Annotated in this window: 23 protein-coding genes and 3 tRNA genes; 17 read left to right on the top strand and 9 right to left on the bottom strand. The window is 67.7% G+C overall.

Translation table 11 applies throughout. The features are described 5' to 3' along the window. Positions 1 to 10 precede the first annotated feature (10 nt). Complete coding sequence (locus GDR74_RS09975; RefSeq protein ID WP_152586171.1) at positions 11 to 1,828, bottom strand: PHA/PHB synthase family protein; 1,818 nt, start codon at positions 1,826 to 1,828, stop codon at positions 11 to 13. A 112-nt stretch (positions 1,829 to 1,940) separates the two neighbouring features. Here GDR74_RS09975 and GDR74_RS09970 point away from each other — a divergent pair, with 112 nt between their 5' ends. From GDR74_RS09970 to GDR74_RS09935, 8 genes are all read left to right on the top strand, one after another. Then, positions 1,941 to 2,357, top strand: a complete 417-nt coding sequence (locus GDR74_RS09970; protein ID WP_152586170.1) for a hypothetical protein — start codon at positions 1,941 to 1,943, stop codon at positions 2,355 to 2,357. Between the two features lie 37 nt (positions 2,358 to 2,394). Next, a complete protein-coding gene (locus GDR74_RS09965; protein WP_152586169.1) occupies positions 2,395 to 3,615 on the top strand; it encodes an LL-diaminopimelate aminotransferase in 1,221 nt (406 codons plus the stop codon). Between the two features lie 93 nt (positions 3,616 to 3,708). Continuing rightward, positions 3,709 to 5,031 carry a homoserine dehydrogenase gene (locus GDR74_RS09960; protein ID WP_152586168.1) on the top strand — a complete coding sequence of 441 codons (1,323 nt, stop codon included), beginning with the start codon at positions 3,709 to 3,711 and terminating at the stop codon, positions 5,029 to 5,031. Between the two features lie 52 nt (positions 5,032 to 5,083). Beyond that, positions 5,084 to 6,082, top strand: coding sequence for a class II fructose-bisphosphatase (gene glpX, locus GDR74_RS09955; protein ID WP_152586167.1), 999 nt, complete (start codon positions 5,084 to 5,086; stop codon positions 6,080 to 6,082). A 23-nt stretch (positions 6,083 to 6,105) separates the two neighbouring features. Beyond that, positions 6,106 to 6,564 (top strand): GNAT family N-acetyltransferase, encoded by a 459-nt coding sequence (locus GDR74_RS09950; RefSeq protein ID WP_152586166.1) that lies wholly within the window; start codon positions 6,106 to 6,108, stop codon positions 6,562 to 6,564. Positions 6,565 to 6,589: 25 nt separating this feature from the next. After that, on the top strand, positions 6,590 to 8,401 hold the full coding sequence (gene recJ, locus GDR74_RS09945; RefSeq protein WP_152586165.1) for a single-stranded-DNA-specific exonuclease RecJ: 1,812 nt from the start codon (positions 6,590 to 6,592) through the stop codon (positions 8,399 to 8,401). A gap of 73 nt (positions 8,402 to 8,474) precedes the next feature. Beyond that, a tRNA-Glu gene (locus tag GDR74_RS09940) sits at positions 8,475 to 8,549 on the top strand. Positions 8,550 to 8,664: 115 nt separating this feature from the next. After that, entirely contained in the window at positions 8,665 to 8,889 is a 225-nt protein-coding gene (locus GDR74_RS09935; RefSeq protein WP_152586164.1) for a DUF6894 family protein, read from the top strand. Between the two features lie 12 nt (positions 8,890 to 8,901). Here the strand turns inward: GDR74_RS09935 and GDR74_RS09930 are convergent, their stop codons facing one another. Next, a complete protein-coding gene (locus GDR74_RS09930; protein WP_194164501.1) occupies positions 8,902 to 9,486 on the bottom strand; it encodes a helix-turn-helix transcriptional regulator in 585 nt (194 codons plus the stop codon). Positions 9,487 to 9,682: 196 nt separating this feature from the next. Between GDR74_RS09930 and GDR74_RS09925 the strand changes: the two genes are divergently transcribed. Beyond that, on the top strand, positions 9,683 to 9,964 hold the full coding sequence (locus GDR74_RS09925) for a hypothetical protein (protein WP_152586162.1): 282 nt from the start codon (positions 9,683 to 9,685) through the stop codon (positions 9,962 to 9,964). Between the two features lie 9 nt (positions 9,965 to 9,973). Further along, entirely contained in the window at positions 9,974 to 10,222 is a 249-nt protein-coding gene (locus GDR74_RS09920) for a DUF6894 family protein (RefSeq protein ID WP_152586161.1), read from the top strand. A 25-nt stretch (positions 10,223 to 10,247) separates the two neighbouring features. Here GDR74_RS09920 and GDR74_RS09915 read toward each other — a convergent pair whose 3' ends face one another. Both GDR74_RS09915 and GDR74_RS09910 read right to left on the bottom strand, forming a co-directional pair. Continuing rightward, a complete protein-coding gene (locus GDR74_RS09915) occupies positions 10,248 to 11,255 on the bottom strand; it encodes a ribonuclease Z (protein WP_152586160.1) in 1,008 nt (335 codons plus the stop codon). Next, the gene (locus GDR74_RS09910) at positions 11,252 to 11,878 is read right to left on the bottom strand and encodes a 2-dehydro-3-deoxy-6-phosphogalactonate aldolase (RefSeq protein WP_152586159.1); all 627 of its coding nucleotides are present in this window, start codon (positions 11,876 to 11,878) and stop codon (positions 11,252 to 11,254) included. Before GDR74_RS09910 ends, GDR74_RS09915 begins: the two co-directional genes overlap by 4 nt. 227 nt (positions 11,879 to 12,105) lie before the next feature. On the opposite strand from GDR74_RS09910, the gene GDR74_RS09905 reads away from it, so the two are divergent. After that, the gene (locus GDR74_RS09905; protein ID WP_152586158.1) at positions 12,106 to 12,621 is read left to right on the top strand and encodes an Lrp/AsnC family transcriptional regulator; all 516 of its coding nucleotides are present in this window, start codon (positions 12,106 to 12,108) and stop codon (positions 12,619 to 12,621) included. 17 nt (positions 12,622 to 12,638) lie between these two features. Here the strand turns inward: GDR74_RS09905 and GDR74_RS09900 are convergent, their stop codons facing one another. Continuing rightward, positions 12,639 to 13,616 carry an acetyltransferase domain-containing protein gene (locus tag GDR74_RS09900; RefSeq protein ID WP_194164500.1) on the bottom strand — a complete coding sequence of 326 codons (978 nt, stop codon included), beginning with the start codon at positions 13,614 to 13,616 and terminating at the stop codon, positions 12,639 to 12,641. A 46-nt stretch (positions 13,617 to 13,662) separates the two neighbouring features. On the opposite strand from GDR74_RS09900, the gene GDR74_RS09895 reads away from it, so the two are divergent. The 6 genes from GDR74_RS09895 (at position 13,663) to GDR74_RS09870 (ending at position 16,224) form a co-directional block, all read left to right on the top strand. Next, positions 13,663 to 14,436: an SIR2 family NAD-dependent protein deacylase gene (locus tag GDR74_RS09895; RefSeq protein WP_194164707.1), complete on the top strand. Its 774-nt coding sequence runs from the start codon at positions 13,663 to 13,665 to the stop codon at positions 14,434 to 14,436. 117 nt (positions 14,437 to 14,553) lie between these two features. Continuing rightward, positions 14,554 to 15,174 carry a cold-shock protein gene (locus GDR74_RS09890; protein ID WP_152586156.1) on the top strand — a complete coding sequence of 207 codons (621 nt, stop codon included), beginning with the start codon at positions 14,554 to 14,556 and terminating at the stop codon, positions 15,172 to 15,174. 13 nt (positions 15,175 to 15,187) lie between these two features. Then, positions 15,188 to 15,646: a DUF192 domain-containing protein gene (locus GDR74_RS09885; RefSeq protein ID WP_152586155.1), complete on the top strand. Its 459-nt coding sequence runs from the start codon at positions 15,188 to 15,190 to the stop codon at positions 15,644 to 15,646. Between the two features lie 65 nt (positions 15,647 to 15,711). Further along, positions 15,712 to 15,788, top strand: a tRNA-Pro gene (locus GDR74_RS09880). Between the two features lie 34 nt (positions 15,789 to 15,822). Further along, entirely contained in the window at positions 15,823 to 16,128 is a 306-nt protein-coding gene (locus GDR74_RS09875; protein ID WP_152586154.1) for an ETC complex I subunit, read from the top strand. Between the two features lie 19 nt (positions 16,129 to 16,147). Continuing rightward, positions 16,148 to 16,224, top strand: a tRNA-Arg gene (locus GDR74_RS09870). Between the two features lie 149 nt (positions 16,225 to 16,373). On the opposite strand, the gene GDR74_RS09865 is transcribed toward GDR74_RS09870, so the two are convergent. The 4 genes from GDR74_RS09865 to GDR74_RS09850 all read right to left on the bottom strand — a co-directional run bounded on the left by GDR74_RS09865 (position 16,374) and on the right by GDR74_RS09850 (position 22,495). Further along, a complete protein-coding gene (locus tag GDR74_RS09865) occupies positions 16,374 to 17,930 on the bottom strand; it encodes a sensor domain-containing diguanylate cyclase (protein WP_152586153.1) in 1,557 nt (518 codons plus the stop codon). A 278-nt stretch (positions 17,931 to 18,208) separates the two neighbouring features. Beyond that, positions 18,209 to 19,396, bottom strand: a complete 1,188-nt coding sequence (locus tag GDR74_RS09860) for an efflux RND transporter periplasmic adaptor subunit (protein ID WP_152586152.1) — start codon at positions 19,394 to 19,396, stop codon at positions 18,209 to 18,211. A gap of 1 nt (position 19,397) precedes the next feature. Then, complete coding sequence (locus GDR74_RS09855) at positions 19,398 to 21,746, bottom strand: ABC transporter permease (RefSeq protein ID WP_246179344.1); 2,349 nt, start codon at positions 21,744 to 21,746, stop codon at positions 19,398 to 19,400. Then, entirely contained in the window at positions 21,743 to 22,495 is a 753-nt protein-coding gene (locus GDR74_RS09850) for an ABC transporter ATP-binding protein (protein ID WP_152587720.1), read from the bottom strand. Before GDR74_RS09850 ends, GDR74_RS09855 begins: the two co-directional genes overlap by 4 nt. Positions 22,496 to 22,616: the final 121 nt, after the last annotated feature.

The following is a 22,616-nucleotide window of genomic DNA, read 5'->3' as shown; positions in this document are numbered from 1 at the left end:
GCCTGCACCATCAGGCCTTCTCGAGGACATAGGTTCCCGGCGCATCGCAGACCGGAGCCAGCCTGCCGCCTCCGGGCTCCCGTGCCGGGACGCGCCGCGGGGCCTGCTTCTCGATCCATGAGAACCAGTAGGGCCACCAGGTTCCCGGCGTTTCCGTCGCCTTGGCCATCCAGTCGGACAGCTCCCCTTCGACGGGGCCGTTCGTCCAGTACTGGTACTTCGGCTTCGTCACCGGATTGACCACGCCCGCGATGTGCCCGGAGCCGGCGAGGACGAATTCGACCGGACCGCCGAAGGCCTTCGAACCGAGGAAGACCGAGCGGGCAGGGGCGATGTGGTCCTCCTTCGTGGCAAGATTGAAGATCGGGATCTTCACCTTCTTCAGGTCGAGCCGAACCCCGCCGATCTCCATCTCGCCCTTCGACAGCCTGTTCTCCAGGTAGCAGTTGCGCAGATAGAAGGCGTGGTTCGCCGCTGGCATGCGCGTGGAATCCGAGTTCCAGTAGAGCAGGTCGAACGGGAAGGGCGCGTTTCCCTTGAGGTAGACGTTCACCACGTAGGGCCAGATGAGGTCATTGGGGCGCAGCATGTTGAAGGCGTTCGCCATGTGGGAACCTTCGAGGTAGCCCCGGCGCTTCATGCTCGCCTCGAGGGCGCTCACCCGGTTCTTGTCGACGAAGACCTTGAGGTCGCCCGCATGGGTGAAGTCCACCTGCGCGGTGAAGAAGGTGGCGCTCGCGATCCGCTTGTCCTTTTTGGCGGCCATGTAGGCCAGGGTGGCCGCGAGAAGGGTGCCGCCGACGCAATAGCCGATGGCCGTCACCTTCTTCTCTCCGGTCGCCTGCTCGATGGCGTCGAGCGCCGCGAAGATGCCCTCGCGCATGTAGTCCTCGAAGCTCTTGTCGGCGTGCTCCGGCCCCGGATTGACCCATGAAATGCAGAAGACCGTGAGTCCCTGCGCCACGGCCCAGCGGATGAAGCTCTTCTCCGGGTTGAGATCGAGGATGTAGAACTTGTTGATCCAGGGCGGGACGATCAGCAGCGGGCGCTTCAGCACCGTTTCCGTCGAGGGCGCGTACTGGATGAGCTCCATCAGCTCGTTCCGGAGAATCACCTTGCCCGGAGACGTCGCCATGTTGACGCCGACCTGGAAGCGGGTGGGGTCAACATGGCGGATCCTGAGCTCGCCCTTGCCCGCCTCGATGTCCTCCGCCAGCATCTCCATGCCGCGCACGAGATTGGCCGCGTTGTTGCGGAGCGTCTCCCTTAGCAGCTCCGGGTTGGTCAGCAGGAAATTGGAGGGCGAGAGGGCGCTCGACAGCTGCTTCAGGTAGAACTGCGCCTTGTGGCGCGTGTGCTGGTCCACGCCCTCCGCGTGCTCCACCAGGTCTTCCGCCCAGCGCGAGGTGATGAGGTAGGCCTGCTTCAGGAAATCGAAGATCGGGTTCTGGGACCATTCCGGATCCTGGAACCGGCTGTCCTTCGGGTCCGGCTGGACCACCGGTTCCGCAGGCTCGCCCTGGGCGCGCTTGAGGGTGGCTGACCAGAGATCCAGGAACTGCGCCCCGAGCCGGGTCTGGGCTTCGAGGGCCTTGTGCGGGTCGTTCATCCACGCTTCGGCGATATGCCCGAGCGAACGCACCGCCTCCGCGGCTTCTTCGGCGAGCCCGGAGCGGTGCCGGCCTTCCGTGACAGGCTTGAGATAGGCGGCCGTTGCCTTGCCCGCCTTCTCCAGGAGAAGGGTGAGGTTCCGCGACAGCTCGTCGAAGTCGGGAGCCGAGGCTGGCGGCGCACCCGGCGCTTTGTCATCCCCAGGCGATTTGTCCATAAGGCGTTCTCCCGACGGGCCTCCTGCCATTGCTCATATGCCGCATTTCCGACATTTTAGCGAATGAGCCATCATACCATTCAGAGTCATCGCGTTGTCCCTGGAATTTAGAATGAACCCGGCACCCATCCTTTCGGTTCGCGCCATCGTCGCCGGCTGCGGTTTTCTGGCCGCCGCCGCGGTGGCGGGGTGCAGCGGCAATCCGACCGGCGAATTCCTCGAATCGTCCGGACTGGCACCGAAGACCGCGCCGCGGCCGGACTTCGTGGCTGCGACCCGGCCGAAGAACCTCGACTACATCCCCATCGGAACGCCGCAGGAAGGACGTCCGACGCCTCCGCGGACGGCGGATCAGGTGAAGGCCGCCGAGGCCGAACTCGACGCGGTGCGGGCGCAGAACCAGACCCGCGGCCAAGCCGCGGCCCAGCTCGGCGGAACACCCGCCCCGGAGCCCGTCACCATTCCGGCGGCGACCTCCGCGAAAGCCACGAACGCGAAGAAGAAGAAGACGTCGACGACCCCCCGATAGAGCGATCCCGACCGAGATCCTGCCCGAGGAGCGAGCCATGCCTGAGTTTTACCGGATCAAGCGCCTGCCGCCTTACGTGTTCGAGCAGGTCAACCGGATCAAGGCCGCCGCCCGCGCCAACGGCGCCGACATCATCGATCTCGGCATGGGCAACCCGGACCTGCCGGCGCCCCCGCACGTCATCGAGAAGCTGGTCGAGACCGTGGGCAAACCCCGCACCGACCGCTATTCGGCCTCGAAGGGCATTTCCGGCCTGCGCCGCGCCCAGGCGGGCTACTACGCCCGCCGCTTCGGCGTGAAGCTCAACCCCGACACCCAAGTGGTCGCGACCCTCGGCTCCAAGGAGGGCTTCGCCAACATGGCCCAGGCCATCACCGAGCCGGGCGACGTGGTGCTGGTGCCGAACCCGAGCTATCCGATCCACGCCTTCGGCTTCCTCATGGCCGGGGGCGTGATCCGCTCGGTCCCGGCCGAGCCGACGCCGGCCTTCTTCCCGGCGGCGGAGCGGGCGGTGCTGCACTCGATTCCGAAGCCGGTGGCGCTGGTGGTCTGCTACCCCTCGAACCCGACCGCCTACGTGGCCTCGCTCGACTTCTACAGGGACCTGGTCGCCTTCGCGAAGAAGCACGACCTGATCCTCCTGTCGGACCTCGCCTATTCGGAGGTCTATTTCGACGAGAACGATCCGCCGCCCTCGATCCTGCAGGTGCCCGGCGCCATCGACGTGGCGGTCGAGTTCACGTCCATGTCGAAGACCTTCTCCATGGCGGGCTGGCGCATCGGCTTCGCGGTCGGCAACGAGCGGCTCCTGGCGGCCCTGGCGCGGGTGAAGTCCTATCTCGACTACGGCGCCTTCACGCCCGTGCAGGTGGCGGCGACGGCGGCGCTCAACGGGCCGGATGACTGCATCCGGGAGATGCGGGCGACCTATCGGCGCCGGCGCGACGTGCTGGTGGAATCCTTCGAGAAGGCGGGCTGGCCGGTTCCGTCCCCGACGGCGTCCATGTTCGCCTGGGTGCAGATTCCGGAGCGGTTCCGGTCCCTCGGGAGCCTGGAATTCTCGAAGCTGCTGGTGGAGAAGGCGGACGTGGCGGTGGCGCCGGGGATCGGCTTCGGCGAGCACGGGGACGACTATGTCCGCATCGCCTTGGTCGAGAACGAGCAGCGCATCCGGCAAGCGGCGCGCAACATCCGCCGCTTCTTCGAAGGCGCCGACGCGACCCTCCACAACGTCGTGCCCCTCTCCCGGGCGGGGTGATCGGGGAGGCAAGGGGCTGTCGGCGCCCGTCCATGGACATGCAACCGTGGCGGTCGTAAAGAGCAGCGCGACTTTCTTCAGGAGCTGCTGTTCGTGACACGTCCTTTTCGGGTCGGAATCGCCGGCCTCGGCACCGTGGGTGCATCGGTCGTCCGGATTCTCTCGCGCCAGAACGATATCCTGGCCCGCCGCCTGGGCCGGCCGGTGGCCGTCACCGCGGTTTCGGCCCGCGACCGGGCGAAGGACCGGGGAATCGACCTGTCCACTCTTGCCTGGTTCGACGACCCGGTCGAGCTGGCGCGCTCGGGGGAGGTGGATTGCGTCGTCGAGCTGGTCGGCGGCTCCGACGGTGCCGCGCTCCGGACGGTCGAGACCGCCCTCTCCCACGGGAAGCACGTCGTCACCGCCAACAAGGCGCTCCTGGCGAAGCACGGCCTGGCCCTGGCGCGGGCCGCCGAGGAGAAGGGCGTCGCCCTGGCCTTCGAGGCCTCCGTCGCGGGGGGCATTCCGGTGATCAAGACCCTGCGCGAGGCGCTGCCCGGAAACCGGGTGTCGCGGCTCTACGGAATTCTCAACGGCACCTGCAACTACATCCTGTCCCGGATGGAGCTGGAGGGGCTCACCTTCGCCGACTGCCTGAAGGACGCCCAGCGCCTCGGCTATGCGGAGGCGGACCCGACCTTCGACGTGGAGGGCTTCGACACGGCCCACAAGCTCGCCATCCTGACGAGCCTCGCCTTCGGCACGGAGATCGACGCGGATGCGATTTACGTGGAGGGCATCTCCTCGATCACGCCCCTCGACCTCGCCATGGCGAACGAGCTCGGCTTCCGGATCAAGCTCCTCGGCGTCGCCGAGCGGACCTCGACAGGGATCGAGCAGCGCGTCCACCCGACGATGGTGCCGAAATCCTCCGCCATCGCGCAGGTCATGGGCGTCACGAACGCGGTCACCATCGATGCCGACGCCGTGAAGGAGCTCACCCTGATCGGCCCCGGCGCGGGCGGGGACGCCACGGCGTCCGCCGTGGTCGCCGACATCGCGGACGTGGCCCTGGGCAAGAGCGAGCCCCCCTTCGGCGTGCCGGCGCGCACGCTCGAGAAGGCGCCTCGCGCGCCCATGCAGCGGCACGAGGGCGGCTACTACATCCGCCTCACGGTCCACGACCGCCCCGGCGTCGCCGCGGGCGTCGCGACCCGCATGGCGGAGGCGGACATCTCCCTGGAGAGCATTCTCCAGAAGCGCTCGGAGACGGCTGCCAGCCAGGATCCCCACGGCCGCTCGGGCGCGCCGGTCTCCCTGGTCCTCATCACCTATGCGGCCACCGAGGCGGCGATCCGGTCGGCCGTTGAAAAAATCTCCGGGGATGGTCTTATCGCCGAGCCGCCCCAAGTGATCCGCATCGAACGCGAATAATAAAAGCGGCGAATGCAAATTCGCCTTTCCATTCAAAGGAGACGACACGTCCATGTCGCAGGGCATTACCGTCCAACCGGGCCAAATCATCGAACGCATCTTGACCCTGGAACTCGTGCGCGTGACCGAGCGCGCCGCCGTGGCCTCCGCCCGGCTGCGCGGGCGCGGCAACGAGAAGGCCGCCGACCAGGCGGCGGTGGATGCCATGCGCCGCGAGTTGAACCGCCTTCCCATCGACGGCACCGTGGTGATCGGCGAGGGCGAGCGCGACGAGGCGCCGATGCTGTTCATCGGCGAGAAGGTCGGAAACCGGAACGGCCCGAAGGTCGACATCGCGGTCGACCCGCTCGAGGGCACCACCCTGTGCGCCAAGGACATGCCGGGCTCCATCGCCGTCATGGCCATGGCCGAATCCGGCACCCTGCTCGCCGCGCCCGACGTCTACATGCACAAGATCGCCATCGGGCCCGGCTACCCGGCCGGCGTGGTCGACCTCGACGCTCCGCCGGAGGAGAACATCCACAACCTGGCCAAGGCCAAGGGCGTGAAGCCGAACGAGATCACCGCGCTCGTCCTCGACCGACCCCGCCATGCGGACCTGATCGCCGCCATCCGCAAGACCGGCGCGGGCATCCGGCTCATCACCGACGGCGACGTGGCGGGCGTGATCTTCACGACGAAGCCCGAGGAGACGGGGATCGACATCTATCTCGGAATCGGCGCCGCGCCCGAGGGCGTGCTCGCCGCCGGCGCCCTGCGCTGCATCGGCGGCCAGATGCAGGGTCGCCTGATCCTCGACACCGAGGAGAAGCGCAACCGCGCCTTCCAGATGGGCGTCACGGACCCCAACCGGAAATACGACATGACGGATCTCGCCCGCGGCGACGTGATCGTCGCCGCCACCGGAGTCACCGACGGTGCCCTCCTGAAGGGCGTCAGCTTCGGCAAGGACGTGATCACGACGGAGACGGTGGTGTACCGGTCCGCGACCGGCACCGTGCGGCGCATCTACGGCGAGCACCGCGAACTCTCCAAATTCCATCTCGACTGATCCCGGACGAAGGGGAGGGGCCGATGTCGCAGAGGCAGGACGTTCCCGTCATAAGGCCCCTGGCGCCCGAGGACCGGGAGGCCTGGAATCCGCTCTGGCAGGGCTACCTCACCTTCTACCGGGCGACCCTCGACCCCGAGATCACCGAAACGACCTGGAGCCGGCTTCTCGATCCGAAGGAGCCGGTCCACGGGCTCGTCGCGGTGCTCGACGGGGAGGTGGTCGGCATGGTCCATTACCTCTTCCACCGCTCCACCTGGGCGCGGCAGGGCTACTGCTACCTCGAGGATCTCTTCACCTCCGAGGCGGCGCGGGGTCGCGGCGTGGGCCGGGCGCTGATCGAGGCCGTCTACGAGCGGGCCAGGGCCGCCGGGGCGAGCCGCGTGTACTGGCATACCCACGAAGCCAACGCGACCGCCCGGGCCCTTTACGACAAGGTGGCGGCCTTGAGCGGGTTTCTTCAGTACCGGAAGGTTTTTTGACCGCATTCGCGGCTAAACTCCGCCCGTGACCGAATCAGCTTTCCTTTCTTCCGCCCGGCCCTTCCTCGGCGTCAGCCGTTCCGCTCTCGGTCGGACCTGGATCGAGCGGTGCGATGCCACTCAGGGCACCATCGCGCTCGCCATCGCCCAGACCCACGGGCTGCCCGACGTTCTGGCCCGCGTCCTGGCGGGCAGGGGAATCGGCGTCCACGAGACGGAAGGGTTCCTCAACCCGCGCCTGCGGGACCTGATGCCCGATCCGGACGTCCTCACCGACATGGCGAAGGCCGCTGAGCGGCTGGCCGACGCGGTCGTGAAGCGCGAGACGGTCGCGATCTTCGGGGATTACGACGTGGACGGCGCCTGCAGCGCCGCCGTGCTGGCCGAGTACTTGGGCGCCTGCGGCGTGCCTTACCTCATCCATATCCCCGACCGGATCACGGAGGGCTACGGCCCCAACGTGGAGGCGATCTGCGCCCTGAAGGAGCAGGGCGCCGGCCTTCTCGTGACGGTGGATTGCGGGACGGCGAGCCACGAGCCGCTGGCCGAGGCACGCCGGATCGGGCTCGACGCGGTGGTCCTCGACCACCACCAGGCCCCCGAGAGGCTTCCGGAGGCGCTCGCCGTCGTCAACCCGAACCGTCAGGACGATCTCTCCGGGCTCGGTCATCTCTGCGCCGCGGGCGTAGTGTTCCTGGCGGTCGTGGCGCTCAACCGGGCCCTGCGCCGACGCGGCTTCTTTGCCGGACGGACGGAGCCGGACCTTCTCGCAAGTCTCGATCTCGTCGCCCTCGCCACCGTCGCCGACGTCGTGCCGCTGGTGGGGCTCAACCGGGCCTTCGTCCGGCAGGGGCTCGCCGTCATGCGGAGCCGGCGGCGTCACGGCCTCGCGGCGCTTCTTGACACGGCCGGGCTCTCCGGGGCGCCCGAGAGCTGGCACCTGGGCTATCTCGTGGGACCCCGCATCAACGCCGGCGGCCGGATCGGGGATGCGGCGCTCGGCTCCCGCCTGCTCCTGTCGGACAATCCGGTCGATGCGGGGCGGATGGCGACCGAACTCGACCGCCTCAACCGGGAGCGGCAGGCCATCGAGGTCATGGCCGTGGCGGAAGCCGAGGCTCAGGCTCTGGTCCTGCTCGACCGGCAGCCCGATCTGCCCGTGATCGTCACCGCCTCGCCCGAATGGCATCCCGGCGTGGTGGGCCTCGTCGCCGCCCGCACCAAGGAGAGGTTCCGCCGCCCGGCCTTCGCCTTCACGCTCAACCCCGACGGGACCGCCACCGGCTCAGGCCGCTCCGTCCCCGGCGTCGACCTCGGCGCTGTCGTCCGCGCCGCGGTGGAGGCGGGGCTGGCGATCAAGGGCGGCGGCCACGTCATGGCGGCGGGGGTCACGGTTCCCGCTGCCGATCTCGAGGCCTTTCGGGCCTTCGCCGCGGAGCGGCTTCTCGAACCGGTGGGTGCGTCTCTCCTGCGCGACCACTTCCCCATCGATGCCACCCTCACCGCCGGCGGAGCGCAGACGAGCCTCGTCTCGGCTCTCGAGCGGGCCGGGCCTTTCGGCGCGGGCCAGCCGGAGCCCGTCTTCGTCTTTCCCCATCATCGCGTCGTCGAGGCGCGGGAGGTCGGCACCGGCGGCCACGTGCGGGTGCGGCTGAGGGGCGGCGACGGCTCCGTCATCGGGGGAATCGCCTTCCGGGCCGCAGGCCAGCCCCTCGGCCTCGCCCTGACGGAGGGGATCGGGAACAGCCTTCACGTGGCCGGGACGCTGACGATCGACCGATGGGGCGGCGGCGAAAAGGTCGAGCTGAGAATTATGGATGCGGCGAGGCCGGAATGAGCATTCTGGCGCTTGCCGTGTCGGAAGAACCCATCTATATGTCCGCCCACCTCAGGGGCGACGCCCCGCTCAAGCGGCCTTCGTCTATCGGTTAGGACACCAGCCTTTCACGCTGGGAAGAGGGGTTCGATTCCCCTAGGCCGCGCCACTCCGGAAACCCTCCGTAAAAAACCCGCCGGCCCCATTGGGCGGGGAGGCAATCTCCCCTAGGATCGAACCGTTCGACCTCCAGTGCCGAACGCGTCTGAGCGAGAGGAATTCCCATGCCGCGCTTCTATTTCAACATCCGGGACGGCTACGAGCTCGACGAGGACGAGGAGGGAATCGAACTGCCGGACCTGGAAGCCGCCCGTGCCGAGGCCCTCGCCACGGTCGAGGAGCTTCGGGGCCAGCTGGCCGATGCAGCCAATATCGAACTCGAAATCGCCGACGAGAGCGGCCGGCGCCTGTTGACCGTACCGTTCTTCCGCGGAGGCCGTGGGCGCTGATTTCCCGCCGCCTCAGGTCGTGCGCCCCGCCAGGATGGCCAGCCGGGTAAGGAGGCCGACCAGCTCCGCCTGGCGCTTCGTTCGCGTCTTCGCCAGGATCGCCTTGACCTGGGCACGCACGGTGCCGACGCCGATTCCCGTCATTTCGGCGATATCCTGGAGCGAACAGCCGCACATGAGCTGGGTTGCCACGGTGGCCTCCCGCCGCGTGAGGCCGAAAACCTGCGGAAGCAGCTCAGGCGGCAGATCGGGACAGAATTCCGGATCCGCCACGAGGATCGCCAACCGCGCACCCTCGAATGCCGCCTGGACGCCGTCGGGAAAAGCGACGATCCGCAGGATCAGGGGGCGTCCCTCACGGCGCGGCAGTCCCAGGGCCTCGCGGGCCTCCTCCTGGCCGGAGAGATGGGCTTCGAGGACCGATTGCAGCAGCCTGTCGGCCGAGGGGTCCGTCGCCGCGAGGCGGTGCGCCCTGAGCGCAAGCCCCCCGCCCAGATGCTCTTTCGCCTTGCGATTGAAATGAAGGACTTTCCTTTCGTCGCCGATCAGAAGGGCTCCGAACCCGAGAGTATCGAAGACGCGCAAGAAGCAGTGCACGACCGAAACCTGGTGTGAACTGGTCCGTAGCTGGTGCATCGCGTCGGCCGGAACAAGCGAACGCCTATTGTTCAAAACAATGCGCGAAGCCGCCTTTTTTATCCCACCTGGGGGATGAAAAGAGCGGCTCCTTGAGATGAGCTTACGAAACGAGACCGAATCGCCCCGCTTCTTGCCCTTTGTTCCGGAGGAAGGAATGACGTCGGCAGCGACCCTCGTTCTGCGTCATGAGGCATCCCCGCCGCAACCCGGGCGGGGGCCGGATTTCGAGGTCGTCAGGACCGACGGCGCGCTCCTGCGGATCGCTGCGGTGTCCGAGCGGGCACGAAGGGCGGTGCCGCTGCTTCTCAGCCAGGGCGGTTGCCCGAATGACATGATCGTCGGCGATCATCGGACCTCCAACGAACTGTTATACCGCTTGCGCCAGAATGGTTTTAGGATACTTTATTACGGCCCGGCTGGGCCCATCGAGATCTAGAGCCTGGCTTTGCCGCGGTATTATTTCAATCTCCGACGCGCCCACCTCCAACTGCTGGACAGGAACGGGGAGAGCTGCGCGAGCCTTGGGGAAGCCATCGAATACGGCGTCGTCGCCGTTCTCGACCTCATCGCCGAGGAGGGCCGCTTCCGCAATTGGACGACCTGGGCCCTCGAAATCGAGGACGAGAACCGCCTGCACGTGGTGACGCTCCCGTTCTCTCTCGTTCTGAAGGCGGACGGGCGCCGCAAGGATTAGCCGGGGCCCGGCGCCGGCGCCGGCGTCACGGTGCGGTTTCGGGTTCGGGGCATCCTTCGAAGGCGCGCATGGCCTCCAGGCGGAGCGCATCGGGCGTCCCGATGTATCGGGCCGAGTGATGGAAGACCGTCAGGCGCTTGGCTCCTGCCTTGCGGGCCAGCCGCCCCGCTTCCCAGGCCGTCAGGTGCAGCGCAGCCTCGGCCAGGGCCCTGTCCCGCTCGGGGAAAACGGCTTCGATGAACAGCCTGTCCACGTCGGCCGCGAGAGCCACGATCCTTTCCGCGTTCCCGGGCGTCGGGGCGGTGTCGGTGACGTAGGCGAGCGATTGCCCCGGGCCGATGAGGAACACCTCGTCCTTGAGTTCTCGCAGCGAAGCCCGCCCGGTGCCGGGAATCTCGATGTCCGCATCCTCGATGCCGGCGCGCAGCAACCTCTTCGTCTCGTTGAGCCAGGTTCCCTTCGGCAGCCCAAGGCGGTCGAGAACGCCGCGCCTGACATTGACGCGCCGCGTTTCCCTCAGCGCGAAGGCGAGGGAGGGGATGCCGTGGTCGAGGGCGGCGGCCTCGACCCTGAAATCCCCATCCGCGAAAACGACGCCCGGCGGAAGCTCGGGAGGCCGGCCCTCCCAGCGTTCGAACACGTGCTGCGCGGAAAAGACGGCGAAGCGGTCGAGGCGCAGGCCGTTGAACTCCCCCACATGGAGCTGGAAATCCACCGAGCTTTCGTCGATCAGGTTCCAGGTATAGCCGCGCAGCTTGTGCTCCACATGGTCGATGAAGCCCGGCGGCCCGACCAGATGGAGCGGTCCGGGGCGGTGGAGGCAGAAGCGCATCAGCCGGTCGAAGCCGATGAAGTGATCCACGTGGGCGTGCGAGACGAAGGCATGGCTCACGCGCAGGAGTTCCCGGGCGGAGAGCGCCCCCAGATCGCCGAGATCGAACAGGAGCGCCCGGCGGCCGAAGCGGAAATCCAGATAAAGCCCCGGATCGTCGAAGGGGCCGTTGACGAGGCGCGGCTGGATGAGCCAGCTCATCTGCGGGCGAGATCCCGCCAGGCCGCCGCGAAGGCGCGCGCGTTCCGGGCGATCTCCTCCACGGTCATGCCCGGTGCGAAGAGGGCGGATCCAAGGCCGAAGCCGTCGGCTCCCGCCGCGACATATCCCTCCATGGTGTCCGGCCTGATGCCGCCCACGGGCAGTACCACCGTCTCCTTCGGCAGCACGGCCCGCCAGGCCTTCACGACCGCCGGGGGGATCGCCTCCGCGGGAAAGATCTTGATGGCGTCGGCGCCCGCCTTCAGGGCCGCGAAGGCTTCCGTGGGCGTCGCCACGCCAGGTGCGCAGTAGAGCCGATGCTCCTTGGCGCGCCGGATCACCTCCGGATCGGAATGGGGCATGACGACGAGCCTGCCGCCCACGTCGCGCACGCCGTCCACCTTCTCGGGGTCGAGCACCGTTCCGGCGCCGATCAGCACCTCCTGCGGCAGCGCCTTCGCGAGAATCGCAATGCTGCGGAACGGGTCGGGCGAGTTCAGGGGGACTTCGATGATGCGGAACCCCGCCTCGACCAGCACATGGCCGACGGCCTCGGCGTCTTCGGGCTTCAGGCCGCGCAGGATCGCGATCAGCGGAAGATCGCTCAGGTAGTCGCGAAACATGGGCGGTCCCCCTCTCGCCGGTCCTTGCACCCTTTCCGATTCATAGGTGGCGGAGAGAGGGCCGCCTTTCAACCGCCCAGCCTGCCGGTCGGCCTGGGCCGCTCCCTCGTGTCGTGGCGGGGCTTTGCCCCCGCGCGGCTCCTGGGCTAGAGACAGGCCGACCTCGCCAGGGCGCGCCGTCGCCGGCGAGCGCCCATCCGCGGCGAGAGAGCCATGAAGACAGAGCCATGAAGACCCCCGCCAAGACGCTCGGCCGGACACGCAAGGCCGCTCTCGACAGGATCGACCTGTCGATCCTGAAGGCGATGAGCGAGAACGGGCGGGTGACGTATCAGGCGCTTTCCGAGCGCGTCGGGCTGTCGCCGCGGCCCTGCCTGGAGCGGGTGAGGCGCCTCGAGCAGAAAGGGGTCATCCGGGGCTATTGCGCCCTCGTCGACCCCATGTCCCTCGGGCACGACATCGTCGCCCTGACCGGGATAGGGATCCGCGATCCCGCCCCGGCGGCGCGCCAGCGGCTGGAGCAGGCGCTCTGCGCCCATCCCGCCGTGGTCGAGCTTCAGATGGTCAACGGGGAATACGACTACATCGCCCGCATCGTCGCGCCGACCATCGTCGCCTACGAGGCGCTGACGGAGGAACTGCTCGCGGATCCGGGGCTCGGCATCGTCCGGATTCACACGACCTTCGTCCTCAAGACCCTCAAGGCTTTCGAAGGCTATCCGATCCCGGAGAGTCCGCGGTAGCTCCGCCGGGCAAAGGGTCACGGCTCCTTCCGGCGGAGGCATTGCTGCGCCATCCGCGAGATCCGGGTCCGGTCCTCCGGCTCGACGAGATCGTCGATCACCCTCCGCCATATGTCGGTCCGCCGCAGTTCGTCGACGACGCAAGAGCAGAGGGCCCTGCAGGTCCCGGCCTGTCCGTTCTGGGCCAGGCAGCTTGCCTCGCATTCGGCGATGAAGGGCCGCGCCTCGGCAAGCGGGCTGGGGCCGGTCAGCTGCAGAACGCCGAAAAGCACCCCCAAAAGGACGATCTGGTGGAGGAGGTAGATCGGCAGGCTCTTGCGCCCGGCCCAGGCGAGCAGGCGGGACACCCGGTCCGCTGCCCGCCAGCGCGCAAGGCGCAGGGTTTCCGCGTGCGGCAGGATCGCCTTCGCAGAGGCCACGCCCGCCAGCACGAGCCCGAACCAGGGAAAGATCGGCACGTAGTCGTTCGTCACGGGGTCGGACGCGCCGAGGCCGAGCCAGTCCAGCCAGGGCGTATCGAAGGACGGGTCGGTCAGGATCCACGACAGGGTGAGGCACAGAGCGGCGGAAGCCAGCACGGCCGGCGCAGGCAGACGCAGGAAGGGCAGGGCGAGCACGCTCGATAGGGCGATGCAGTGCAGGATGCCGAAGAAGATGTAGCTTTCCGGAAAGGCGACATAGGTGACGGCCGTGATGAGAAGCGCCGCGCCTCCGACCTTGGCGAGCCTGCGCAGGAACGCCTCTTTCCGCAGGCCCTGAACGTGCGCCAGGACGAGGCCGGCGCCCGCGAGGAACAGGAAGGAGCCCGCAATGGCCCGGGCGAACCAGCGCCATGCCGGCACGGCGACGATGTCGGTGGCGACGAGCTTGAGAAAGCTCAGGTCCCAGCTGAAATGGTAGACGATCATCGCCGCGATCGCGATTCCGCGAGCGACGTCGATGGCGTCCCAGCGCTGCGCGGCAACGGCCTTGGCCGGAGAGGAAATCGCGGTCACGTGACGATCCATGCGGAGGGGCAATGCACGGCGCAGGCCCTATATGATGTTCATGACCGATCCCCTTGCGACGTCAATGGCGAGGCTCAGAGAGATGGTGGAGGAAGCCGACGTGATCGCCGGCTTCACCGGAGCCGGCATCTCGACGGAGAGCGGCGTGCCCGATTTCCGCTCCCCCGACAGCCCCTGGCTGAAGAACAGACCCATTCCCTTCGAGGCATTCGTCCGAAGCGAGGAGGCGCGGCGGGAAGCATGGCGGCGCAAGTTCGTCATGGACGATCTCTATCGGGGAGCGCGTCCGAACCGCGGGCACCGCGCCATCGCATCCCTCGTCGAATCGGGACGGATGCCGGCGGTGATCACGCAGAACATCGACGGCCTGCATCAGGCGTCGGGGATCGCGGAGGACCGCGTCATCGAGCTTCACGGGAACGGCACCTATGCCGCATGCCTGTCGTGCGGACGCCGCCATGAACTCGCGTGGGTCCGGGCGCGCTTCGAGCAGACGGGAGACGGGCCCCGGTGCGAGGCCTGCGACGGCATCGTCAAGTCGGCGACGATCTCCTTCGGTCAGTCCATGCCGGAGCTTCCCTTGCGGAAGTCTGTCCGCCTCGCCATGACCTGCGACCTGTTTCTCGTCGTCGGCTCGTCCCTCGTGGTCCACCCGGCGGCGTCCCTGCCCGTCATGGCGAAGGAGAACGGCGCCCGCCTCGTCATCGTGAACCGGGACCCGACACCGCTCGACGGCATCGCGGACCTTGTCATCCATGGAGAAATCGGTCCCGTTCTCTCGGGATTCATTCCGGATCGCGAGGCATAACGTTCGCCGGCTAAGAAAAACATCGGCCCCGTCCGGCCGTTTCCGGCTTCCCCAGATTCAGGACAATGTTATCCTCTCGTTAAGAGTCGGCGTTTTGATTCGAGTGCGGGTTTCTTCATGACTAACGATTACAGCTCCAACCCATTTCAAACGCGGGGACTTTCATCCTCGGTCGAACAGGGGCGCCGCGACGTTGCCGAGAATCCCTCGGAGGAGAAATCCCTCGAACTCATCCAGGTCAGCGGGCGGATCAAGTGGTTCGACGTGGCCAAGGGCTTCGGCTTCATCGTTCCCGACAACGGGCTTCCCGACGTTCTCCTGCATGTGACCTGCCTGCGCAGGGACGGCTATCAGGCCGCGAACGAAGGAGCGCGCATCGTCGTCGAGGCCGTGCAGCGGCCCCGCGGCCTCCAGGCCCTGCGCATCATCTCGCTCGACGACTCGACGGCGTTGCACCCCTCCGAGCTTCCCCTGCCGCGCACCCATGTCCAAGTGGTCCCGACCAGCGGCCTCGAGCCCGCCGTGGTGAAGTGGTTCAACCGCCTTCGTGGCTTCGGTTTCCTGACGCAGGGTGAGGGGCGACCCGACATCTTCGTGCACATGGAGACTCTCCGGCGCTACGGCATCGCCGAACTGAAGCCGGGCGACCGGGTGTTCGTCCGGTTCGGCGACGGCTCGAAGGGTCTGATGGCGGCCGAGGTGCGCCTCGCCGACATGGCCCTGCCGCACTCGCACTGACGCGCCGACTCCGATGACCGGTCGCGCCCGAAGCGTTGCCCTGGGCCTTGCGCTCGCCGTCCTGGCCGCCGTTCCCGCCCTGGCCCAGCAGGCATTGGAGAGCCTCGCTATCGTGACCCAGGGCGGCCAGCGCCAGTCCTTCCAGGTCGAGGTGGCGCGCAACGATGCCGACCGGGCGCAGGGCCTCATGTACCGCCGGTCCATGCCCGCCAACCAGGGCATGCTGTTCGATTTCGGTCGCGTTCAGCCCGTCTCCATGTGGATGCAGAACACCTATCTGCCGCTCGACATGCTCTTCATCCGGCCCGACGGGACCATCGCCCGCATCGCGGCGAACACGGAACCTTTGTCCACCCGCACCATTCCCTCCGGCGAGCCGGTCCTGGCCGTTCTCGAGCTCAATGCGGGAACGGCGGCCCGGCTGGGGATCAGGGCCGGCGACAGGGTGGAGCACCCGCTGTTCAGGCGCTGACGCGAAGGGCGCTTGCTGAACCCCGGTCCTCGTGATAGCCAACAGCCTCCTCGGCGAAGGAAGGGCGGGGCGTAGCGCAGCCTGGTAGCGCATCTGCTTTGGGAGCAGAGGGTCGCGGGTTCAAATCCTGCCGCCCCGACCAACCCCCGAGAAACCTTGAGAGATTGTCGAACCCGATGCCCGCACGGATCTACAAGCCCGCCAAAGCCGCCACGCAGTCCGGCCTCGCCCGCACCAAGCAATGGCTTCTCGTTTTCGAGCAGGACAAGCCGCGCGAGATCGAGCCCCTGATGGGCTGGACCAGCTCCGGGGATACGCGCCAGCAGCTCCGCCTGTGGTTCGATACGAAGGAAGAGGCGGTCGCCTACGCCGAACGCGAGGGGATCGAGTACCGCGTCGAGGAACCCCACGAGGTGAAGCGACGCACCATGGCCTATTCGGACAACTTCAAGTTCAATCGCGTCGGCCCCTGGACCCACTGAGGGAAGCGGCCGACGATGGGGCCCCGTAGCTCAGCTGGATAGAGCAGCCGCCTTCTAAGCGGCAGGTCGCAGGTTCGAGCCCTGCCGGGGTCGCCATGTTTCCCGAGGAAGCGGTTGCTTCTGGCAAGCCCGCAGCAGAGGCCGGTCTGCGGCGCATCCGGTGGCTGGCGTATGGCAGCACCGCCTCAAGCTGTGCCCTTCAAGGGCCTCCCGGCCGAGGTTCGAATACGCCCTCCAGGGTCCTATCAGGCGGGGATTGCGCCGGGGGCCGCCATTACCACCCTGTTCCGGCCTTGCCGCTTGGCGTCGTAGAGGGCGCTGTCCGCCAGGGATATGAGCGTATCGCACCGCTCGCCTGCGGTTTCGGGCTTCAGGTGGAGCGTCGCCGTCCCGACGCTGACCGTCACGACCCCCTTCGGCTGGTTCCCCGCATGGGGAATGGCCATGGCCTCGACCGACGAGCGAAGCCGCTCGGCGATCTTGGCGGCGCCTTCCGGTCCCGTAGCGGGAAGCAGCAGCACGATCTCCTCTCCACCGTACCGGGCTGGGAGGTCGGCCGGCCTTCTGGCCACCTGCCGGACCGCCCGGGCGACGGCGCGCAGGCAATCGTCGCCCGCCTGGTGACCGTAGGTGTCGTTGAACTGCTTGAAGCGATCGATATCCACCAGAACCAGGGACAAGGGTGCCCGGTCTCGGACGGAGCGGTACCATTCCTTGGCCAGCTGCTCGTCGAAGCTGCGCCGGTTGGCGAGGCCCGTCAGCCCGTCCGTCCTGGCGAGAATGGCGAGCTTGGCCTCGGCCCTCTCGCGCCGCCTCGACTGAACGACGAGCCGCCAGCCGAGGATCCCGATGGCCCCGACAAGAATCCCGATGCCCGTGCCGCGAACCAGGATCTCGCGCCGCCAGTCCGCGAGCGCCTCGGAACGGCTCACCCCGGCCACGACGAAGAACGGGAAATAGCTGCCGCTGTCGTAGCCGAGGACGCGGCTTACCCCATCGATGGGAGAGTGGAGGCGGAACGAGCCCGAAGGGGAGCGCGACAGACGCTCCACGATAGGCGATGCCCTCGACGGCTCGACGCCCGGGTAGGTCTCCAGATAGGGAACGCGGGCCAGAAGCGTTCCGTCCTTGGAGAGCAGCGTGATCGAACCGTGCTTGCCAATGTCGAACTGCGAATAGAAGCGGACGAAATAGCTGGGATCCAGCACCGCGACGACCACGCCCCCGAACGAGCCGTCCGGTTTGCTGAAACGGCGGGAGATGGTGGTGATCCGCTCGCCGAGCGGCCGGCTGCGGTCGGGGGGCGCGAAATAGGGACGCCGGCTCAGGCTGTTTCTGTGATGGACGAAGAAGCCCTTGTCGCCTTGGTTGGACTTGTCCGGGAGGATCTCCTGGGACGAGCTTGCGAGCCAGCTCCCGTCCGGGCCGTAGACGGCGATCTCCCTTATGCGCGGCAGCAGCGACACGCGATTGACCAGAACGGAGTGGAGGTTCTCCATCGCCTCGCGAGACGTTCCGTTGGCCTGGAGCAGGTCGATCACGGCCGCGAGCGCGTAATCGGTCATCTCGAACGTGTCTTCGGCGTGCTGCCGCAGAGAGCGGGCGAGGTTCGCCATCTGAACCTCCGCGTCCTCCAGGGCCTTCTCGTGCTCGGTCAGGTCCCGCCATCCTTCGAGGCCGAGAATGGCGGCGCATACGAGGATGATGAACGTCTGCAGAAGGCGGATCGAGGCGGGGCGCGGCAGTTGGGAAGGGCGGAATCGCCGTGCCGGCCCAGCCTCCTGTGAATGGTCGATCGGCAACGCCAAGCCCCCAGGAATGATCAGCGGTGCCTATCCGCTCTTATTATGTCGAATCCCTGGTGCCGAAAGGCCAGGCTCGTGAAAGAAAGCTACACCTTGATGGGATAAGAATCCAGAGATGAAATTATCCTAGTAAACATGTTGTGATTTTTCGACTCTTTATTTCCGATGCCTCGCGGTATTCACATTTTCCTTTCCTTGTGTTCGGTACATTACAGTCGCGCGCAATCGGATCCGGAGTTTCAGCAACGTCAGCTTGGTCGTCCTTTCGCTCCGTCTCACCGAATGCGCACTCGTGCTCCGTCGTGCAGGGCACCCGGGGGATACGGAATGACGACGTCTCCGGGCTGGAGGCCGGCCGCTATGGCAGCGATCCGCCCCGAGCGGCGCTGGACCGTGACCGGCCTTTCATGAGCCGTGCCGTCGATGAGGACGAAGACCGCCCATCCGTCCCCGCGCCTGAACAGCGCGCCGGAGGGGGCGAGGGTGGCCTTCGGGATTTCCTCCGTGACGATCCTCACGTCCACCCGGTACCCGTCCCCAAGGGTGTTCCATAGGTCGTGCGGGGAGACGATGTCGATCACGACCCAGACCCTTTGCTCCTCCACGCCCAGGGCGGAGACCTTCGTGAAGGCCGACGGCTCGACGAGCCTGACCCGCCCTTCGAGGACTACCGGGCCTCCCCAATGGTCGATCTCGACCTTCGCGCCGGGTTGCACGGCGACGGCATCCGTGGTGAGGATGTCGACTGCGACCTCGAGATCGCTCGGGTCGCCGATCTCCACGAGCGGAGCGCCCGCCGGGACAATCGTTTCGCTTTCCTGAAGGACTCTCAGGACGCGACCCCGGACGGGGGCCGCAACCTCCCAGCGCTCTCCGGGCTCGGAGTCGTCGTAGCGGCGCAGGAGAGCCCGGGCCTGGCCGAGATCGTGCTCGGCGGCATGTTTCCGGAACCGGGCGGCATCCAGATCGCGCTGCGCGAGCCGCAGGCTCAATTCCTCCCGTTCGCGCTGCTGCTGCGATGCGGCGCCCTTTTCCTGAAGGGTCCGGACCCGCTGGTAATCCGCCTCGGCCTGGGCTGCCTGGGCCAGGGCGCGCTCGAGGCGCGCGGACGCTTCCTCCAGCGAGGCTTCGGCCGCGCCCACGCGTTCCTCCGCCTCGCGCCTCGCCCTCGGATCCAGGAATTGCGGAGGAGTGGGAAGGAGCGTCGCGACCGGGGACCCCTCACGAACCTCGTCGCCGGCCTTCACGCTCAGACGCAGGACGCGCCCTGTGAGCGGGGCGGAAACCACGTACCGCTCCCGGATGCGCGTCCGGCCGTCCCCTTCGACGATGGATCGGAAGGGGCCTTCCGTCACGGGGGTGGCCTCGACCCCGACCGGCCGCGGGCTGAAAGCCCAGACTAGGGCGGTGGCGGCGGCTGCCAGGACGACCGCGAGGAGGAGGATGCGCTTGAGCCATGCCATGTCAGTCCCGCGCCTTCAGCGCGCCCACGAGATCGAGCCGGTCGATCCGCCGGCGCACGAGAAAAGCGCTGGCGAAGCCCGCGGCAAGGACCGTCAGCGCCGCGCTGGCGTAGGTCGACACGCCGATGACGGGCGGAATGCGGAAGGTCTCGTTGTCGCGCAGCCCGAGAAGCAGGGCCACGAACCCTTGTGCCAGGACAAGGCCGAGCGGGATCGCGACGAGGATCTGGACCCCGAGCTCGGCGAAGAGGATCCGCGAGACTTGCGCCCGGCTGAAGCCGAGAATGCGCAGGCTCGCCAGCTCCCAGACGCGTTCCTGGAAGGCGATGCGGGCGCTGTTGTAGACCACTCCGACCGCGATCAGCAGGCCGAAGAGCGTGAGGACCGCAGCCGATACCGCCACCATCCCCCTGATCGTCTCGTCGAAAACCCGCAGCCAGCTGCTTTTCACGGAAGTGGACACCACCTTCGGACGTTCCGACAGACTCTGCCACACCTCGTCGGCCCTCAGGGGATCGACGCGCAAGGCGGCGTCGGTGACCAGGTCGCCTTCGTGCATGAGGCGGTTGAGCGCGCTCCGCTCCATGTAGGCGCTGAATCCGATGAGGTCGTCCACGAGGGCCGCGACGGGAAGCTCACGGACGGGGCGCTGGCCTTCCAAGGCCTCGATCGTCAGAAGGGAACCGACCTTCACGCCGAGCCGGTCCGCCAGAGCCGTGCTGATCATGATACCGTCCGGCGGAAGGGGGAGGGCCCGCAATGCACGGTCGCGGGGGACGCTGAGCTCGGCGCCCTGCGCCAGGCCTGTGAGCCCGATGCGGTAGGTCCTGTGTCCCGACCGCAGGCGCACCGCGACCGTGCGCCGGCCCTCGGCGGCCAGGACACCCGGGATCTGCCGGATCTCGCCGATGGCGCGGCTCGGGACGGGATCCGTGAAGGTCACGGCAGCATCGCCGCGCTGGATTCCCTCGAACTGGATCTCGACCATGGAATCCAAGGCATCCCACCAGAAGAGCCCCAGCACGCCCATGGGGACCGCGAAGGCAAGCCCGACAACCGTCAGGGCGGAGCGCAGCGGGCGGCCAAACAGGCTGCGCAGAACCATCTTCGGCACGGGCCCGACGGGCAGTCCCGGCAGCGTAAGCCGCACGGCATGAGGTGTCGCCGGCCGCATGGCCTCGGCGGGCCTCAGGCCGAGGACCCGCCGGACGGCGGCAAGCGCCCCGACAGCGGCGGCGGCAAAGCTCGCCGCCACGGCCGAGAGAGGCAGCCAGGCGGGAAAGACGTAGTCGAGGTCGGGAAAACGGAAGAAGGGCCGGTAGTTGTTCATCATTCCCTGGCCGTACCGGATGCCGACCAGGATGCCCGCCGCGGCCCCGAGGGCGCAAAGGATCCCGACGAACTTGACGTAGTGTAGGCCGACCGGCAGCGACGGAAAGCCGAGCGCCTTCAGCGCGGCAATCTGCTCCCGCTGGGCCGACACGAGCCGCCCGAGGACGATGTTGAGCAGGAACGAGGCGATGCCGAAGAAGATGAGCGGCACCGCGATGGCCAGCGTCCGCTGCTCCGCGAGCTCGTCCGACAGGAAGCGGTTGGAGGGCTGATCCCTGCGCTCGTACGCGCCCGGCGCGCCATAGGAATCGAGAATGCGGTCGAGGTCGGCGATCACGGCGGCGGGCGAGGCTTCCGGGGCGAGGCTCAGCGTCAGGTTGTTGAAGGCTCCCTCCATGTCGAAGGCGGCTGCGATCGCGTTCTCCCCGGCCCAGAGCACGACGAAGGCGCGGTCGTCGGGAAGGGGATTTCCCGGCGGCGAGGCATAGATGTACTCGGGCGAGTATGCGATTCCCGCCACGTGGAACCTCTGGATCCGTCCGTTCAGGATCACGTCGACGGGCTCTCCGGGCTCGACCGCCCAGGCTTCGGCGAAGGCGGCGCTGATCAGGATCTCGTCCCGGCGGACGGTATCGATCCATCGTCCCTTCGCGAGGCGCAGGCGATTGAGCTCGGGCTGGCCGCGGTCGGGAATCGAGACGAGCCGACCCGAAACCGAGATGGGAGATCGGGGCCAGGCCACCCGCACGTCCTCCACGATCCGCGCCTCCACCGTGCCCATGCCGGGGATCTCGGCGATGCGGCCAACGAGGCTGCGGGGCGCACGCTTCACGTCGGCCCAGACGTCGGCGAAGCGGCTCTCGCGGTAATAGGCCTCCTGCGCTCCGAGGAGCGAGACGTAGGTGCTGACGGATCCGACCAGCACCGTGACGCCCGTGGCCACGAGAAGGGCGATGGTGAGGACCTGGCCGCGCTGGCTCCAGAGATCGCGGACCAGCTTTCTGTCGAGCACGCTCACCAGCTCAGCTCCTCCGGCGCCATCCGGCGGGGGTTCACGTCGATGCCGACGATGCGCCCGCCGCTGAGGCGCAGCACCCGGTGGGCCATGCCGGCGATGGCGGTGTTGTGGGTGATGACCACGGTGGTGGAGCCGACCTCCCGGTTCGCCCGTGCGATCGCCGCGAGGACGAGCTTGCCCGTCTCCGCATCGAGCGCGCCGGTGGGCTCGTCGCAGAGAAGGGCGTCGGGACGTTTGACGATAGCGCGGGCGACGGCGACCCGCTGCTGCTCGCCGCCCGAGAGCTGCGAGGGGAAATGGTCGAGCCGATGCGAAAGGCCGACCAGGGACAGGGCCTCCTCGGGCGCCATCGGCTCCCGGGCGATCTCCGCGACGAGCTGCACGTTCTCCCGCACCGTCAGGCTCGGGATCAGGTTGTAGAACTGGAACACGAAGCCGACATGGTCGCGCCGGTAGGCCGTCAGCTGCGCCTCCGTCGAGCCGGTGAGCTCGTGATCCCTCCAGGTCGCCTGGCCGGAGGTCGGGGCATCGAGGCCTCCGAGGATGTTGAGCAGCGTCGACTTGCCCGAGCCCGACGGGCCGAGCAGGACGACGAATTCCCCGCTGTAGATGTCAAGATCCACGTCCCTGAGGGCATAGACCGCCGCTTCGCCCGTTCCGTAGGACTTGCAGAGCTTCCGCGCGACGAATACGGGGGGCGAGGGGGCAGGGCCGCCGTGGCGAGCGCCGGTGTCCGGACCTTCACCTATCGCGGGAGCCTGAGCCGGGTCCAATGCCGCACGATCCTTGCTCTGTCGTCATGACCGGCGAGGGCCGGATATCAGATGGCATCATGATCGGGCTCCCGCGGCAAGAGCGAAGCCTGGCGAG

Origin of the sequence: Microvirga thermotolerans, assembly GCF_009363855.1 — a bacterium.
Taxonomy (GTDB): Bacteria; Pseudomonadota; Alphaproteobacteria; order Rhizobiales; family Beijerinckiaceae; genus Microvirga; species Microvirga thermotolerans.
Note: the sequence above shows the minus strand (reverse complement) of the source record. Positions and strands in the feature narration are given on the sequence as shown.

What these genes read in the sequence shown, in the direction of transcription:
- GDR74_RS09875 (WP_152586154.1), top strand. Translation starts at nt 15,823, where the DNA reads ATGCCCGCACGGATCTACAAGCCCGCCAAAGCCGCCACGCAGTCCGGC.
- GDR74_RS09965 (WP_152586169.1), top strand. Translation starts at nt 2,395, where the DNA reads ATGCCTGAGTTTTACCGGATCAAGCGCCTGCCGCCTTACGTGTTCGAG.
- GDR74_RS09860 (WP_152586152.1), bottom strand. Translation starts at nt 19,396, where the DNA reads ATGGCATGGCTCAAGCGCATCCTCCTCCTCGCGGTCGTCCTGGCAGCC.
- GDR74_RS09885 (WP_152586155.1), top strand. Translation starts at nt 15,188, where the DNA reads ATGACCGGTCGCGCCCGAAGCGTTGCCCTGGGCCTTGCGCTCGCCGTC.
- GDR74_RS09970 (WP_152586170.1), top strand. Translation starts at nt 1,941, where the DNA reads ATGAACCCGGCACCCATCCTTTCGGTTCGCGCCATCGTCGCCGGCTGC.
- GDR74_RS09950 (WP_152586166.1), top strand. Translation starts at nt 6,106, where the DNA reads ATGTCGCAGAGGCAGGACGTTCCCGTCATAAGGCCCCTGGCGCCCGAG.
- GDR74_RS09975 (WP_152586171.1), bottom strand. Translation starts at nt 1,828, where the DNA reads ATGGACAAATCGCCTGGGGATGACAAAGCGCCGGGTGCGCCGCCAGCC.
- GDR74_RS09915 (WP_152586160.1), bottom strand. Translation starts at nt 11,255, where the DNA reads ATGAGCTGGCTCATCCAGCCGCGCCTCGTCAACGGCCCCTTCGACGAT.
- GDR74_RS09905 (WP_152586158.1), top strand. Translation starts at nt 12,106, where the DNA reads ATGAAGACCCCCGCCAAGACGCTCGGCCGGACACGCAAGGCCGCTCTC.
- GDR74_RS09890 (WP_152586156.1), top strand. Translation starts at nt 14,554, where the DNA reads ATGACTAACGATTACAGCTCCAACCCATTTCAAACGCGGGGACTTTCA.
- glpX (WP_152586167.1), top strand. Translation starts at nt 5,084, where the DNA reads ATGTCGCAGGGCATTACCGTCCAACCGGGCCAAATCATCGAACGCATC.
- GDR74_RS09935 (WP_152586164.1), top strand. Translation starts at nt 8,665, where the DNA reads ATGCCGCGCTTCTATTTCAACATCCGGGACGGCTACGAGCTCGACGAG.
- GDR74_RS09910 (WP_152586159.1), bottom strand. Translation starts at nt 11,878, where the DNA reads ATGTTTCGCGACTACCTGAGCGATCTTCCGCTGATCGCGATCCTGCGC.
- GDR74_RS09925 (WP_152586162.1), top strand. Translation starts at nt 9,683, where the DNA reads ATGACGTCGGCAGCGACCCTCGTTCTGCGTCATGAGGCATCCCCGCCG.
- GDR74_RS09895 (WP_194164707.1), top strand. Translation starts at nt 13,663, where the DNA reads ATGTTCATGACCGATCCCCTTGCGACGTCAATGGCGAGGCTCAGAGAG.